We start from the raw sequence: 14,044 nt of genomic DNA on the forward strand, positions 1-14,044 counted from the left end.
CCGCGCGGGTCGGCCCGCGCCTACAGGGCGAGGCCGACCAGCACGGGCTCGGGCTGCAGGATCACGCCATGCTCGCTCATCACGCGGCCCTGCACGTAGCGCGCGAGGGCGGCGACGTCCTCGGCGGTCGCGGTGCCGCGGTTGGTGAGCGCGAGCGTGTGCTTCGAGGAGACGGCGGCGCCCGATCCCGGCAGCCGGTACCCGCGGCTGACGCCCGAGTGCTCGATGAGCCAGGCGGCGCTGAGCTTCACGCCGGCGGGCTCGCGGCGGCGACGCGCGGCGGCCTCGCGCTCGATCGCGTCGGCGACCTCCCATGCGTCGCCGAGCGGCACGACGAGGTCCTGGGGCGGATCCTCCTGCGGCCAGCGCGGGGCGTCGGCCGGGAGGGTGCGCGCGAACGCGGCGCTCACGATGGGGTTCGTGAAGAACGAGCCCGCGCTCCAGGTGTCGTGATCCGCGTCGTCGAGCACCATGCCCTTGGAGGCACGGAGGGCGAGCACCGTCTCGCGCACGCGGGCGACCGGTACGCGGTCGCCGAGCTCGACGCCGAGCGCGCCCGCGAGCTGCGGATAGGCGACGGGCAGGCCGAGCGCGTCGGGCCCGTCGCCGCGGGTGAGCGCGAAGTCGACCGAGAGGACGACGCCCACGCGGCCGCGCTTGAGGGCGGAGGTGCGGTAGCCGAGGCCGAGGTCGGCGGCGCCCAGCCGCTCGACCGCCCCGGTCTCGTAGTCGAGGAAGTCGACGCCCTCGAGGACATCGGCCACCTCCTGGCCGTACGCGCCGATGTTCTGCACGGGCGAGGCGCCGGTGGATCCGGGGATCCCCGAGAGCGCCTCGAGCCCGGTCAGGCCCTCGGCCACCGTGCGCGCGACGAGCGCGTCCCACGGCTCGCCAGCCTGCACGCGCACGAGGACGGTGCCATCCGGGCGCTCCTCACCGACGTCGACGCCGCGGGTCGCGATGCGGATGACGGTGCCCTCGACACCCTGGTCGGAGATGAGGGAGTTGGATCCGCCGCCGAGGACCATCCAGTCCTCGCCCACGGCCCACAGGCCGAGGAGCGTGTCGACCAGCTCGTCGCGCTCGCTCACGGTGACGAGCTCCTCGGCCGGTCCGCCCACGCGCAGCGTGGTGAGGTCGGCGAGCGGCGCGTCGCGGTGGGTCTCGATCGTCACGGGTGCCCTACGCCAGCCGGACCTGCGCCTGCGCGCGGCCGAGCACGGTCTTCCCGTCGACGGAGACGGCGATGTCGATCCGCGCGGTGCCGGCATCGGCGTCGATCGCACCGACCTTGGCGACGATCGAGAGGTCCTGGCCGTCGGCGGGATCCACGACCACGGGCCGCGTGAACCGCACGCCGTAGGACACGACGCGCGAGGGATCGCCCGCCCAGTCGGCCACGGGCTGCACGGCCTGGCCCATCGTGAGCATGCCGTGGGCGAGGACACCCGGCAGCCCGACCGACGCGGCCACGTCGTCCCGGTAGTGGATGGGGTTGAAGTCGCCCGACGCGCCGGCATAGCGGACGAGGGAGTCGCGCGTGAGGTGCACGGAGCGCTCCGCCACGACGTCGCCCACGGCGAGGTCGGCGAGCACGGGCACGGCCGCGGCGCTCACGCGTCGTCCCCGCGGACCACGAGGGTGGACACGGCCGTGACGACGTGCGCGCCGGATCCGTCGACCATGGCGGACTCGGCGGTGACCATCGCGTTGCCGCCGAGGGTCGCCACCTTGGTGACGGTGAGCGTCGCGGTGAGCTCGTCGCCCGCTACCACCGGCCGGGTGTAGGTGAAGGCCTGCTCGCCGTGGACCACTCGGCTGAAGTCGATGCCGGCGTCGGGCTCGGCGAGCAGCTGCGCGAGCGTCGCCTCCTGCACCACGACGGGGAAGGTGCTCGGCGCGACCACGTCGACGTGGCCGGCGGCGCGCGCGGCATCCGGGTCGAGGTGGACGGGGTGGGTGGCGCCGACGGCGCGGGCGAACTCGCGCACCTTCTCGCGTCCCACCAGGTACGGGGCGGCGGCGGGGAGCACGCGACCCTGGAGGTCTGGATTCACTGGCACCGGACGATCCTACGCGGCGGGCGTCGGCGCGAACGGGGCCGGCCTCTCCCCTTCCGGGTACACGAGAACCCCGGCCCCCACTTCTCGTGGGGACCGGGGCCCGGGGCCCGATTCCGCTGCTGCGGCGTCAGCTGCCTACTGGCAGGAGTCGCACTGCAGGAGCTCCATGGGGTCGACGGGGATCGCGTAGCCGCCGACGGTGTCGTTGTTGTCGTAGTCCATGGGTGCCTCCCGTTGTGTCTGGTCGGGAACCGCCGGTGCGGTTCCTCAGGTCTCGTGGCTCTCGCCCCGATGGCCTCCGGATCCGCGTCTTCGCGAGGATCCGGCTTGCTCGGCCACCCGGTGGGGCGGTGAGGTTCTCCACTATATAACCCGAACTACAGACCTGTCATTCCACTACATGTAGTGGTTCGGCGTGTCGCGGTGCCTTCCGCGCCGTCATGCGGATCCGGGCACGCCGCCCGGATCGGGAGCTCGTGCGGACCCGGCGTGTCGCCCCTCACGGAACGCGGGACGACCGACCCGGGACGCGCGAGGGCCGCCGCGAACACGTCGCGGCGGCCCTCGTGCGCTCGGTGCGCGGGATGCGGATCAGGCGCCGCCCTCGCGCGCCTCCTTCTCCTCCTCGGACTCGCTGGCGGTGTAGTCGCCGCCGGCGGGCGCCTCGCGGCGCTCCTCGTCGTGGGCGTGGGGGACGGGGTTGCCCTGGGTCTTGTAGAGCACGTCGTCGTGCTCGGCGCCCGAGGCGTGGTCGTGGTCGGTGGGATCCGTGGAGTCGTGGTGGGTCATGCCCGGAGGCTACGCCGCGGCGGGGGACGCCGGAAGGCCGGGCGCCGCGGGAGGACACGCGGACGGCGGGCGGAGCCCCGCGGGCAGAGGAAAGACCCCGGAACCTGGCGAGAGGTGTCCGGGGCCTATCGAGGAGGACGGATGCTTGACGATCCGTGCTTCCGTAGCGGGAGCGGGACTTGAACCCGCGACACCACGATTATGAGCCGTGTGCTCTAACCACCTGAGCTACCCCGCCATGACCCCCGCGTCCGGCCGCAGCCGGACCCGAAGAGGATCGAGCCCCCAGTGAGGATTGAACTCACTACCTCTTCCTTACCAAGGAAGTGCTCTACCAATGAGCTATGGGGGCGTGCCCGGGCGCGTCGGAGACGCGCTGGAACCATACGACGATAGCAGGTCCGGGACCGCCCACGAGACGCATGACGGCCCGGACCGGCGCGCGTCCGGCTGGGCTTCCGGGGATCAGACCGCGGAGAGGTCCCGGATCTCGTCGGCCGTCAGCTCGAGCTCGACGGACGCGAGGAGATCGGGCAGCTGCGTGAGATCGCGCGCGCTCGCGATGGGCGCGGTGACCGACGGCTGGGCCCGGAGCCAGGCGAGAGAGACCGTCGTGACCGAGACGCCGTGGGCCTCCGCTACCCGGTCGAGCACCTCGAGGAGGGCGCGGCCGTGGTCGTCGAGGTACTTCGACGCCGCACCCGACCGCGGGCTGTCGACCTCGGCGCCGCGGTACTTGCCCGTGAGGAAGCCGCTGGCGAGGCTCGAGTAGGGCGCGGATCCGATGCCCTCGCGGACGAGCAGGTCGGCGAGCTCGCCCTCGTAGTCGTCGCGGGCGACCAGGTTGTAGCGGTTCTGGAGGACCTCGAAGCGGGCGATGCCCTCGCGCGCGGACACGTCCAGCGCGGCCTGCAGGCGCTCGGCGGTGAAGTTGGAGGCGCCGATGGCGCGGACCTTGCCCTCGGCCACGAGCTCGGCGAGCGCCGTCACGGTCTCCTCGATCGGGGTGTCCCGGTCGTCGACGTGCGCGTAGTAGAGGTCGATCGCGTCGACGCCGAGCCGACGGAGGCTGGCCTCGACGCCGCGGCGGACGCTGTCGCGCGACGTGCCCTTCGCGGCCTCGTGCGCGCCGACCTTGGTGGCGATGACGAGGTCGTCTGGGCGGCCGCGCGAGGCGAGCCAGCGGCCGATGATCTCCTCGGACTCGCCGCCCGAGTTGCCGGGCTTCCACGCGGAGTACACGTCGGCGGTGTCGATGAAGTTGCCGCCCGCCGCGGTGTACGCGTCGAGGAGCTGGAAGGAGGTGGCCTCGTCGGCCGTCCACCCGAAGACGTTGCCGCCGAAGGACAGGGGCAGCACCTCCAGGCCGCTGGATCCGAGGGGCACGCGTGCGGGATTCGTCATTCCTGATCTCCTTCGTCCGGTGATGAGGGCGGTGGCCGCCCCCTTCCCCAGCGCGCGCAGGCGCTCGGCTATTCCGCCCGCGGCCGCATCCGGGGATCCGCGCGGCCGCGGCCCGCGCGCTCGGCGGGAGCGCCCGGGGGCCGTCGCCTAGGCTCGCAGCATGACTCCGCCTGCCCCCACAGCCCCGTCCACGGCTGCCCGGGACGACATCTCGACCCGCCCCGACAGCACCCCGCAGCACGGCACCGGATCCGAGTGGTGGCGCACCGCCGTCATCTACCAGATCTACCCGCGTTCGTTCGCCGACTCCGACGGCGACGGCATCGGCGACCTCCCCGGCATCACCGAGCGCCTCCCCGCGCTCCGCGAGCTCGGGGTCGACGCCGTCTGGCTGTCGCCCTTCTTCCTGTCGCCGCAGAACGACGCGGGGTACGACGTCGCCGACTACTGCGCGGTGGATCCGCTGTTCGGCACCCTCGACGACTTCGAGCGGATGCAGCGCCGCGCGCACGAGCTCGGCCTGCGCGTCATCGTCGACATCGTCCCGAACCACACCTCCTCCGCCCACCGCTGGTTCCAGGAGGCGCTCGCGGCCCCCGCCGGCAGCGAGGAGCGCGCCCGCTACATGTTCCGCGACGGGAAGGGCGCCGACGGCGAGCTGCCCCCGAACAACTGGGAGTCGATCTTCGGCGGCCCGGCGTGGACGCGCCTCACCGAGCCCGACGGCACGCCCGGCCAGTGGTACCTGCACCTGTTCGACTCGTCGCAGCCCGACCTCGACTGGACGAACCCGTGGGTGCACGAGCGCTTCCGCGAGATCCTGCGCTTCTGGCTCGACCGCGGCGTCGACGGGTTCCGCGTGGACGTCGCGCACGGCATGGTCAAGGCGCCCGGCCTCCCCGACTACACGCCGCCCGAGGGCCAGGGCAGCATGGGCGGCGCCGGCGGCGTGGACGACCTGCCCGCTCCCCCGCCGCCGTACTTCGCGCAGGAGGGCGTGCACGAGATCTACCGCGAGTGGCGCGAGATCTTCGACTCCTACGACGGCGACCGCGCGATGGTCGCCGAGGCGTGGGTCGAGCCGCTCGCCAAGCTCGCCGACTGGGTGCGCCCGGACGAGATGCACCAGGCCTTCAACTTCAGCTACCTCGAGACGCCGTGGGACGCCGCGGCTCTGCGCCGGACGATCGACGCGTCGCTCGCGACGTTCTCCTCCGTGGGGGCGCCGAGCACCTGGGTGCTGTCGAACCACGACGTGGTGCGGCACGCCAGCCGCCTCGCGCTCTCGGGTGAGAACCCGCAGGGCGTCGGCATCGGGCCGCTCTCGACCGTGACGGTGGACGAGGAGCTCGGCCTCCGCCGGGCCCGCGCCGCCAGCGCGCTCATGCTGGCTCTCCCCGGCAGCGCCTACATCTACCAGGGCGAGGAGCTCGGGCTGCCCGAGGACACCCGACTGCCCGACGAGGCGCGCCAGGATCCGACGTTCCACCGCACCGCGGGCGAGCGCTACGGCCGCGACGGCTGCCGCGTGCCGATCCCGTGGGAGGCCGGGAAGCCGTCGTACGGCTTCAGCGAGGGTGACGCCAGCTGGCTGCCGCAGCCCGACGACTGGGACCGCTTCGCGCGCGACGCCGAGCAGGCGGATCCCGCGTCCACCCTCTCCCTCTACACGGAGGCGCTGCTGCTGCGCCGCGAGCACGGGCTCGCGCTGGGCGTGCTCGCGTGGATCACCGCGGAGGGCGACGACGTGATCGCGTTCGAGAGCGCGGGCGTCACCGTGATCGCGAACCTCGGCGACGCCGCCGTGCCGCTGCCCGAGGGCCGCGTGCTGCTCGCGAGCCGGCCGCTCGACGGCGACGCCGTGCCGTCGGACACGACCGTGTGGCTGATCCGGGAGTAGTCCCGTCCCGGACACGACGACGCCCCCTCGCCTTCGGGCGAGGGGGCGTCGTCGTGCGGGCGCCGCGGCGCGGAGGCCGGCTAGTTCGCGTGCTCCTGGAGCCAGGCGAAGGGATCCACCGCGGTGCCGTCCGCCATGCGGATCTCGAGGTGGAGGTGCGGGCCGGTGGACGCGCCCGTGTTGCCGACCTGGCCGATCTGCTGGCCGACCTTGACCGGGTCGCCCGCCTTGACGCGCAGGGATCCCGGCAGCTGGTGGCCGTAGACGCTCGTGATGAGCTGGCCGTCGATCACGTGGTCGATGACGAGGTGGACGCCGAGTCCGGTGTCGCTGTTGACGGCCTCGCGCACGACGCCGTCGGCGATCGCCTGGATGGGCGCGCCCATGCCGGGGGCGAAGTCCACGCCCTGGTGATTGCTCGAGCAGCCGTTGGAGCAGGGGGCGATGCGCTTGCCGAAGACCCCGCTGATCGGGACGCCCGAGGCGAAGGGCCACTGGATCGTGCCGTTGATGTCGTTCGTGAAGGCGCCGGCTCCCGTGGACGTCTGCGCGAGCATGATCTGCTGCGGCGTCGTGGCCGTGAACGCGTCGTCGGTTCCGCCGACGACCCGCGCCTCGGGGGCCGCGGAGAGCGCGACGCTCTGGCTGGGGATCGAGGTGGCCGGCGCGTCCGTGACGACGTTCGCCTGCGCCATGTCCTGGCCGGTGAGGAACGCGGAGGACGGCAGCGAGGTCGCGATGGTCACCGTCGCGACGAAGGCCATGGTGAGGAGCGTGAGCCCGCGGGACGCGTTCGCGCGACGACGGCCGGCGGCGGCCTCGGGCGCCGGCGCGGCGAGGGCGGGACGCGAGGAGGCGGGGACGCGACGACCTCGGACGCGGACGTGCGGCGCGGCGGCGGGGACGCTCGCGCGCTTCGCGGGCACGTAGGAGGAGCGGCGCGACTCGGGTGCGGCGGCGGACGCGGCGCGGAGGCGGCGTGCACGGGTCGCGAGGGGGACGGTCTCGGCGGCGGCCGCGGATGCGGGCTCGGCGTCCGCGGGGAGGTGCGCTCGGGGCGCCGCGGGGGCCTCGACCGGGATGTGGAGGATGCGGGGCGCGGGGGCGACCTGCGCGGGCTCGGCCGCGGACTGCGCGACGGGGTCGCCCAGGGGCGACTCGGGTGCCTCCTGCGCCTCGGGCGCCTGCTGCGCCTCCGCCGCCCGGCGCTCCGCCTCGCGGCGCTCGCGTCGCGTCGGGTACACGGTCCCTGCGGTCTCGTCGGGGGTCAGCACGAGGGCCGCCGGTCGGAGGTCTGGGGGGCACGCGAGGCGTGGAGGACGGACAGGATCGGAGGACTCCTAGTGCGAGGGACAGGTGCTGCGCGGTGCCGGCCGACGGGGGTCGGGGCGTGCGCGTGCGACCGGTTCATGCCCGGTCGTCGTGTAACGGATCGGTAAAGGCTAACCGCCGGAAGGGATTCGCGCCACCCGGGGGATGCGCCGGAGGGCCCTCAGGGCTATGCGCGCGGGCGCTCCAGCCGCTCCTCGAGGGCGCGCGCGAGCTCCGGATCCGCCGCGATCAGGAGCTCGGCCGACGCCGGTCCGCCGGCGATCCCGGTCACGCGCGCGCCGGCCTCGGCCGCGACGAGGCCGCCCGCCGCGTGGTCCCACGGCTTGAGGCCGCGCTCGAAGTAGGCGTCGGTCCGACCGGCCGCCACGTTGCAGAGGTCGAGCGACGCGGCGCCGATGCGGCGGATGTCGCGCACCTCGCCGAGCAGGTCCGTGATCACGCGGCCCTGTCGCATGCGCGTCTCGGCGCCGTAGGAGAAGCCGGTGCCGACGAGCGCGAGGGAGAGCGGCACGCCGGCGTTCACGGCGAGCGGTCGGCCGTCCAGCGCGGATCCGCCGCCCTTCGTCGCCGTGTACACCTCGCCGAGGGTGGGGTTCACGACGCAGCCGGCGCGCGCGGTCCAGGTGAGCGGATCCGCCTCGCCCTCGACCACGGCGATGCTCACGGCCCACGCGGGGATCCCGTAGAGGAAGTTGACGGTGCCGTCGATCGGGTCGACCACCCAGGTGAGGCCCGAGCTGCCCGACGTACCCTCGGACTCCTCGCCGAGGAAGCCGTCGTCGGGGCGCACGTCCGCGAGCGCCTGCCGGATGAGGTCCTCGGTCTCGCGGTCGGTGTGCGTGACGATGTCCTCGGGGCTGGACTTCGAGGCGGCCACCTCGACGCCCTCCCGGCGGCGGCGGAGCGCGAGCTCCCCGGCGCGGACGGCGATGTCGCGGGCGATGGTCAGGAGCTCGGTGTCACCGGGGGTCGTCATGCGCCCAGCCTGCCAGAGGGGTCGCGGCCGGCCGGCGCGCGGCGCTCAGGCGGGCGAGGCGGCCGTGCGCTCGTCGCGGCCCGGCGCGGCGTCCTCTTGGAGGCGCCGCCGTTCGATCCGGCGCGCGTTCCACAGCAGGCCGACGCCCACCACCATCAGCCCGCCCGCGGCCAGCAGCGCCCACGCGCCGCCGACGTTCGTCGTGATGAGCGCGGCGACCAGGGCGCCGAGCCCCATGCAGACGATCGCGCCGATGCGGCGGGCCCACGCGGCGCCCGTGCCGCCGGCCACGCGGCTGTCGGAGGAGAGGTTCACCATCGTCATGGTCACGACGACGGTGGAGAGGTCGCGCAGGCCGATGCTCTTCACCGCGGCCGCCTGCGCGCCGAGCAGCAGCGCGAGGAAGCCCGTGATGGCCACCATGATCCCGGTCTCGAGCGTCCCGACCGCGAGCCAGACCCCCGCGAGCGCGAGGGTGAGCAGGGTGCCCGTGACGAGGATCCAGACGGAGGACCGCGGCAGGTGCACGTCGGTGGGTGCGCGCCGGGTGATGCGCGACGCGATGACCGCGCCGAGCATGAAGGCCACGAGCGCCACGAGGTTGTTGAGCACCGGGATGTCGGCGACGCCGACCAGGCCGAAGCCGATGAAGAGCACGTTGCCGGTCATGTTGCCGGTGAAGACGCGGTCGAGCGCGAGGTAGCTGACGCCGTCGATGGCGCCCGTCGCGGTGGTCATCACGAGCAGGGCGGCGATGTAGGAGCCCTCGGGCCAGGGACGGGACACGGTCGGATCTCCTCGGGAGGCTCGGGCAGCTCGGGCGGCGGTCGCCTCAGGATACGGGCGGGTCAGCCGCTCTCGGCGCGCGTCGCCCGGGCCGCGGCGGACGCCAGCCGCGACACCTCGTCGTCGTCGAGCACGAGCTGCGCCGCGGGCATCAGCTGCCGGATCTGCCTGGCGGTGCGCGCGCCGACGAGCGCGCTGGCGATCCCGGGCCGCCCGAGCACCCAGGCGATGGCGACCTCGGCGACCGTGACGCCGCGCATCCGCGCGATCTCCTCGGCGGTGCGCACCGTGGCGTGCCCGCCGGCCGACATGTACTGCTCGGCGTCGAGCGCACGCGCGGACGGCACGGCGGGCGCGCCCGGCAGGTACTTGCCCGTGAGGAAGCCCTTGGCGAGCACGCTGTGCACGACGAGGCCGAGGCCCTCCCGCCGGACCACCGCCTGCAGCCGCCCCTCCGCGTGGTCGCGCGCCAGGAGGCTGTACTCCTCCTGCACCACGCCGACGGGCACCGCGCCGGATCCGTGCGCGAGCGCGAGCGCCTCCTCGATCCGCTCGGGCCGGAACCCGGAGACGCCGACGAGCCGCGCCTTGCCCTCCTTCACCAGGTCGGACAGCGCGGCGACCGTCTCCTCGAGCGGGGTGCGGGTGTCGTCGAGGTGGGCGTGCACGACGTCGACGTGCCCGGTGCCGAGGCGGCGGAGCGAGGCGTCGACCCCGCGGCGGATGGAGTCAGCCGACGTGCCGGGGGCGTCGCGGCTCTTGCCGACCTTCGTGCCGACGACCACCTCGTCACGGCAGCCGCGCGCGGCGAGCCAGCCGCCGATGATCGCCTCGGACTCGCCGCCCGCGTGGCCGGGCACCCACTGCGAGTACGAGGACGCGGTGTCGACGAACGTGCCGCCCTCCTCGCGGTAGGCGTCGAGGATCGCCCACGCCTCCTCACGGTCGGCGGTCCAGCCGAAGCCGCTCGTGCCGAGGCCGAGCGTGGAGACGACGACGCCGGACGTGCCGAGGGCGCGCGTCGAGGGGCCGGGGGCGGCGGGGAACATCGGTGGTGGATCCAGGTCGTCGGGCGCGCGGGCGGCTCTGCCTGCGCGGGCGGGCCCCGACGGATGCGGCGGGGCAGACGAACGGCCCCGTGCGAGCGGGGCCGTCCAGTGCGGTGGCGAGTGAGGGATTCGAACCCCCGAAGGCTGAGCCGTCTGATTTACAGTCAGATCCCTTTGGCCGCTAGGGTAACTCGCCATGCGCACCCGACCTGTGTGATCACGGACCGGAGACGCTCGTCGATGATAGCGGGCGCCGGGCCGCGAACCGAAATCGTCGGATCCCCTCGCCGCGGGCCCGCAGCCGCCCGTCCCTTAACATGGTCGGCATGGCAGATTCCTCGTTCGACGTCGTCAGCAAGGTCGACCGCATGGAGGCGGACAACGCCGTCCACCAGACCCAGAAGGAGGTGGAGCAGCGCTACGACTTCAAGAACGTGGGCGCCTCCATCGAGTGGAGCGGCGACACCATCCTCATGAAGGCCTCGAGCGAGGAGCGCGTGAAGGCGATCCTCGACGTGCTGCAGACGAAGATGATCAAGCGCGGCATCGGCCTCAAGAGCCTCGAGGAGGGCGAGCCCTTCGCCTCGGGCAAGGAGTACCGGATCGAGGTCACCCTCAAGCAGGGCATCGACCAGGCCAACGCGAAGAAGATCGGCAAGATCATCCGCGACGAGGGCCCGAAGAGCATCAAGAGCCGCGTCGAGGGCGACGAGCTCCGCGTCTCGAGCAAGAGCCGCGACGACCTGCAGCAGACCATCGCGCTGCTCAAGGGCGCCGACGTGGATCTCGACCTGCAGTTCGTCAACTTCCGCTGATCCCGCCGGCCGCCGACCGGCCCCGCACGCCCGTGTCCGCGCGGCGCCGGGCCCGGCCGCGGAGGGACCCCGCCGGATAGACTCCGCCTGATGGATCCCTCGATGACCACCCTCGTCCTCGCGGGGCTCGCGGTCGTCATCGACTTCATCGTGCGCGTGGTGGCCCTGCTGGTCATCCCCCGCAACCGCCGTCCGTCCACCGCCATGGCATGGCTCATGGCGATCTTCTTCCTGCCGTACATCGGCATCCTCCTGTTCCTCCTCATCGGCTCCACCCGGCTGCCGAAGCGGCGCCGGGAGAAGCAGCAGGAGATCAACCGGTTCATCATCGAGTCGACCGAGGGCATCGAGCGGGTCACGCGCGAGCACTCGTGGCCGTCGTGGCTCGACTCGGTCGTGGAGCTCAACCGCACGCTCGGCTCCATGCCGCTCGTGGGCGGCAACCGGGCGAAGCTCTACAGCCACTACGACGAGTCGATCCAGGCGATGACCGCCGAGGTCGACCGGGCGACGCGCTACGTGCACGTCGAGTTCTACATCCTCGCGTGGGACGTCACGAGCGCCCCCTTCTTCGACGCGCTCGAGCGGGCAGTGCAGCGCGGCGTGACGGTGCGCGTGCTGCTCGACCACATCGCGTCGCTGCGGGCACCCGGCTACCGGCGGACGACGCGCAAGCTCACGGCGATCGGCGCGGACTGGCACCTCATGCTCCCCGTGCAGCCGCTGCGCGGGCGCTACCAGCGGCCGGACCTCCGCAACCACCGCAAGGTGCTCGTGGTCGACGGCCGCGTGGGCTTCATGGGATCGCAGAACATGGTGCACCGCAGCTACGACAAGGTCGTCAACCGCAAGCGCGGCCTCAAGTGGCAGGACCTCATGACGCGGCTCGAGGGCCCCATCGTGAGCGGCCTCAACGCGATCTTCATCACCGACTGGTACGCGGAGACCGACCAGCTGCTCGTGCGCGAGACCGAGCCCATCGAGATCGCGGCGTCGGACGACGACGAGGAGCTCGACTGCCAGGTCGTGCCGTCCGGCCCCGGGTTCCCCGGCGAGAACAACCTGCGCCTGTTCAACGCGCTGCTGTACTACGCGCAGGAGCGGATCGTCATCACGTCGCCGTACTTCGTGCCCGACGACTCGATGCGGTACGCGATCACGACGGCCGTGCAGCGCGGGCTCTCGGTGGAGCTCTTCGTGAGCGAGATCGGCGACCAGCCCGTGGTCTACCACGCGCAGCGCTCGTACTACGAGGAGCTGCTGAAGGCGGGCGTGCGGATCTGGATGTACCGGGCCCCGTACATCCTGCACAGCAAGCACTTCACGATCGACGACGACGTGGCCGTCATCGGATCCAGCAACATGGACATGCGCTCGTTCAGCCTCAACATGGAGGTCTCGCTGATGGTGCGCGGCCCCGGCTTCGTGCGCGAGATGCGGCGGGTCGAGGACGGCTACCGCGCGCGCAGCCGCGAGCTGACCCTCGACGAGTGGAGCCGGCGCACGCGCTGGAGCACCGTCCTCGACAACCTCGCGCGGCTGACCTCGGGCGTGCAGTAGCCGCAGGGTCCGCGCGCGGGTGCGGGTCAGTCGCGATCGGCGGCGGACGCGTCCGGGTCGTCGTGCCCCTGGTCCTGCTCCAGCGCGGTGGCGCGATCGAGGACGTCCTGCAGCAGGCCGCGGAGCGCGGAGTCGCCCGCGTCCTCGCCGGCGATGTCGCGGCGGACCTGCTCGCCCACGCGCCAGATGACGGGCAGCATCTCGCGTCCGGCATCCGTGAGGCCGACGGACAGGCGGCGCTCGTCCGTCATGTCGCGGAACCGGGTGACGTACCCGAAGACCTCCAGGCGCTTGAGCAGCGGCGAGAGCGTGCCCGGGGTGATGTGCAGCTTCTCCGACAGGTCGACGACGGCCTGCGGCTCCTCCTCGTCGAGGGCCAGCAGCACGAGGTACTGCGGATGCGTGAGGTTGAGCGGCTGCAGCAGCGGCCGGTAGAGCGAGACCACCGCGCGCGAGGCGGCGGCCAGGAGCACGCCGGTCTCGTCATGCAGCAGTGTGCGCGATCTCTGTGCCATCTTCTTTTCCTCTGGCTCGTCAGTACGTCGATGCCGGGGTCTTGGACACTTCCTCCACCGTACGCCTGCTGACGCGCGAGGGTCTCGGCGCACAGGCGATCATCGGCCGGGGTCGCATGCGCGCTCAGGCGAGCGTACGCGGAACGGCCGCCACCAGGAGCGCGCCGAGCACGAGCCACGGGCCGAACGGGACGGCGGTCGACGCCCGAGCGCGGCCGGCGACGAGCAGGGCGGTCGCCGCGACGCCGCCGAGGAGCGTGCCCGCGGCGAGGCCCAGCGCGACCTGCGCGGGTCCCGCCTGCCCGAGCGCCAGTCCGATGACACCCGCGAGCTTCACGTCGCCCGTGCCGAGGCCGCCGCCCGTGGCCGCCTGGAGGAGCGCGAGCACCAGGACGGCGCCCGCACCGCACGCCGCCGACCGGAGCAGGAGGCCGGAGCCGCCCGCGACCAGCGCGAGGGTCGCGGCGGCGACGGCCGCGGGAGCGGTGACGCGATCCGGCAGTCGGTGCGCGGCGAGGTCCGCGAGCACGAGCACCGGGCCCACGATCACGAGGAGGAGCGCCACGGGGATCCGCGCGGGCGGCGTCTCGGCGACGACCAGGGCCGCGAGCGCGCCCGTCACCAGCGCCGCGACGGCCGCGGCCGATCGGCCGAGGCCGGGGAGCGGATCCAGCGGGCGGGCGTCGAGGCCGTCGAGGCGCCGGCCGCCCGCGAGGGCGACGCGGGCGAGCGCCGGGGACCACGCGCCGACGGCGGCACCGGCGAGCCCGGCCGCGGCGGAGAGGGCGGGCGCGGCGGCGGGGATCACGCGGCGACCCTAGGGGCTGCGCACCGCCGGACGTGCGTGCGCGCGAG

Annotated in this window: 14 protein-coding genes and 3 tRNA genes; 3 read left to right on the forward strand and 14 right to left on the reverse strand. The window is 73.4% G+C overall.

Annotated features, from left to right (window positions below):
• Nucleotides 1-20 precede the first annotated feature (20 nt).
• The 7 genes from FGD68_RS01135 to FGD68_RS01165 form a co-directional block, all read right to left on the reverse strand.
• Nucleotides 21-1,175, reverse strand: a complete 1,155-nt coding sequence (locus FGD68_RS01135) for a UDP-N-acetylmuramate dehydrogenase (protein ID WP_119372618.1) — start codon at nt 1,173-1,175, stop codon at nt 21-23.
• A gap of 7 nt (nt 1,176-1,182) precedes the next feature.
• Nucleotides 1,183-1,617 carry a MaoC/PaaZ C-terminal domain-containing protein gene (locus tag FGD68_RS01140; protein ID WP_104235276.1) on the reverse strand — a complete coding sequence of 145 codons (435 nt, stop codon included), beginning with the start codon at nt 1,615-1,617 and terminating at the stop codon, nt 1,183-1,185.
• Nucleotides 1,614-2,063: an FAS1-like dehydratase domain-containing protein gene (locus FGD68_RS01145; protein WP_104235275.1), complete on the reverse strand. Its 450-nt coding sequence runs from the start codon at nt 2,061-2,063 to the stop codon at nt 1,614-1,616. Before FGD68_RS01145 ends, FGD68_RS01140 begins: the two co-directional genes overlap by 4 nt.
• Before the next feature lie 591 nt (nt 2,064-2,654).
• Entirely contained in the window at nt 2,655-2,852 is a 198-nt protein-coding gene (locus FGD68_RS01150; RefSeq protein WP_104235274.1) for a hypothetical protein, read from the reverse strand.
• 164 nt (nt 2,853-3,016) lie between these two features.
• Nucleotides 3,017-3,090, reverse strand: a tRNA-Met gene (locus FGD68_RS01155).
• A 42-nt stretch (nt 3,091-3,132) separates the two neighbouring features.
• Nucleotides 3,133-3,204, reverse strand: a tRNA-Thr gene (locus tag FGD68_RS01160).
• Between the two features lie 113 nt (nt 3,205-3,317).
• The gene (locus tag FGD68_RS01165) at nt 3,318-4,256 is read right to left on the reverse strand and encodes an aldo/keto reductase (protein ID WP_237609676.1); all 939 of its coding nucleotides are present in this window, start codon (nt 4,254-4,256) and stop codon (nt 3,318-3,320) included.
• Between the two features lie 160 nt (nt 4,257-4,416).
• On the opposite strand from FGD68_RS01165, the gene FGD68_RS01170 reads away from it, so the two are divergent.
• Entirely contained in the window at nt 4,417-6,156 is a 1,740-nt protein-coding gene (locus FGD68_RS01170; protein ID WP_119373578.1) for a glycoside hydrolase family 13 protein, read from the forward strand.
• Between the two features lie 80 nt (nt 6,157-6,236).
• On the opposite strand, the gene FGD68_RS01175 is transcribed toward FGD68_RS01170, so the two are convergent.
• The 5 genes from FGD68_RS01175 to FGD68_RS01195 form a co-directional block, all read right to left on the reverse strand.
• Complete coding sequence (locus FGD68_RS01175) at nt 6,237-7,430, reverse strand: M23 family metallopeptidase (RefSeq protein WP_237609677.1); 1,194 nt, start codon at nt 7,428-7,430, stop codon at nt 6,237-6,239.
• Nucleotides 7,431-7,654: 224 nt separating this feature from the next.
• Entirely contained in the window at nt 7,655-8,464 is an 810-nt protein-coding gene (locus tag FGD68_RS01180; RefSeq protein WP_119373886.1) for an inositol monophosphatase family protein, read from the reverse strand.
• 45 nt (nt 8,465-8,509) lie between these two features.
• Nucleotides 8,510-9,250, reverse strand: a complete 741-nt coding sequence (locus tag FGD68_RS01185) for a YoaK family protein (protein ID WP_237609678.1) — start codon at nt 9,248-9,250, stop codon at nt 8,510-8,512.
• Between the two features lie 62 nt (nt 9,251-9,312).
• A complete protein-coding gene (locus FGD68_RS01190; RefSeq protein WP_119373401.1) occupies nt 9,313-10,299 on the reverse strand; it encodes an aldo/keto reductase in 987 nt (328 codons plus the stop codon).
• A gap of 114 nt (nt 10,300-10,413) precedes the next feature.
• A tRNA-Tyr gene (locus FGD68_RS01195) sits at nt 10,414-10,495 on the reverse strand.
• A 130-nt stretch (nt 10,496-10,625) separates the two neighbouring features.
• Between FGD68_RS01195 and FGD68_RS01200 the strand changes: the two genes are divergently transcribed.
• On the forward strand, nt 10,626-11,114 hold the full coding sequence (locus tag FGD68_RS01200; protein ID WP_043583901.1) for a YajQ family cyclic di-GMP-binding protein: 489 nt from the start codon (nt 10,626-10,628) through the stop codon (nt 11,112-11,114).
• 90 nt (nt 11,115-11,204) lie between these two features.
• A complete protein-coding gene (gene cls / locus FGD68_RS01205; protein WP_119373400.1) occupies nt 11,205-12,674 on the forward strand; it encodes a cardiolipin synthase in 1,470 nt (489 codons plus the stop codon).
• Between the two features lie 26 nt (nt 12,675-12,700).
• Here the strand turns inward: cls and FGD68_RS01210 are convergent, their stop codons facing one another.
• Both FGD68_RS01210 and FGD68_RS15480 read right to left on the reverse strand, forming a co-directional pair.
• The gene (locus FGD68_RS01210) at nt 12,701-13,189 is read right to left on the reverse strand and encodes a MarR family winged helix-turn-helix transcriptional regulator (protein ID WP_104235266.1); all 489 of its coding nucleotides are present in this window, start codon (nt 13,187-13,189) and stop codon (nt 12,701-12,703) included.
• Nucleotides 13,190-13,313: 124 nt separating this feature from the next.
• Nucleotides 13,314-13,997 (reverse strand): prepilin peptidase, encoded by a 684-nt coding sequence (locus FGD68_RS15480; RefSeq protein WP_262914782.1) that lies wholly within the window; start codon nt 13,995-13,997, stop codon nt 13,314-13,316.
• Nucleotides 13,998-14,044 lie beyond the last annotated feature (47 nt).

The organism is Clavibacter californiensis, assembly GCF_021952865.1.
Lineage (GTDB): Bacteria > Actinomycetota > Actinomycetes > Actinomycetales > Microbacteriaceae > Clavibacter > Clavibacter californiensis.

What these genes read in the sequence shown, in the direction of transcription:
- FGD68_RS01150 (WP_104235274.1), bottom strand. Translation starts at nt 2,852, where the DNA reads ATGACCCACCACGACTCCACGGATCCCACCGACCACGACCACGCCTCG.
- FGD68_RS01165 (WP_237609676.1), bottom strand. Translation starts at nt 4,256, where the DNA reads ATGACGAATCCCGCACGCGTGCCCCTCGGATCCAGCGGCCTGGAGGTG.
- FGD68_RS01170 (WP_119373578.1), top strand. Translation starts at nt 4,417, where the DNA reads ATGACTCCGCCTGCCCCCACAGCCCCGTCCACGGCTGCCCGGGACGAC.
- FGD68_RS01180 (WP_119373886.1), bottom strand. Translation starts at nt 8,464, where the DNA reads ATGACGACCCCCGGTGACACCGAGCTCCTGACCATCGCCCGCGACATC.
- FGD68_RS01190 (WP_119373401.1), bottom strand. Translation starts at nt 10,299, where the DNA reads ATGTTCCCCGCCGCCCCCGGCCCCTCGACGCGCGCCCTCGGCACGTCC.
- FGD68_RS01200 (WP_043583901.1), top strand. Translation starts at nt 10,626, where the DNA reads ATGGCAGATTCCTCGTTCGACGTCGTCAGCAAGGTCGACCGCATGGAG.
- cls (WP_119373400.1), top strand. Translation starts at nt 11,205, where the DNA reads ATGGATCCCTCGATGACCACCCTCGTCCTCGCGGGGCTCGCGGTCGTC.
- FGD68_RS01210 (WP_104235266.1), bottom strand. Translation starts at nt 13,189, where the DNA reads ATGGCACAGAGATCGCGCACACTGCTGCATGACGAGACCGGCGTGCTC.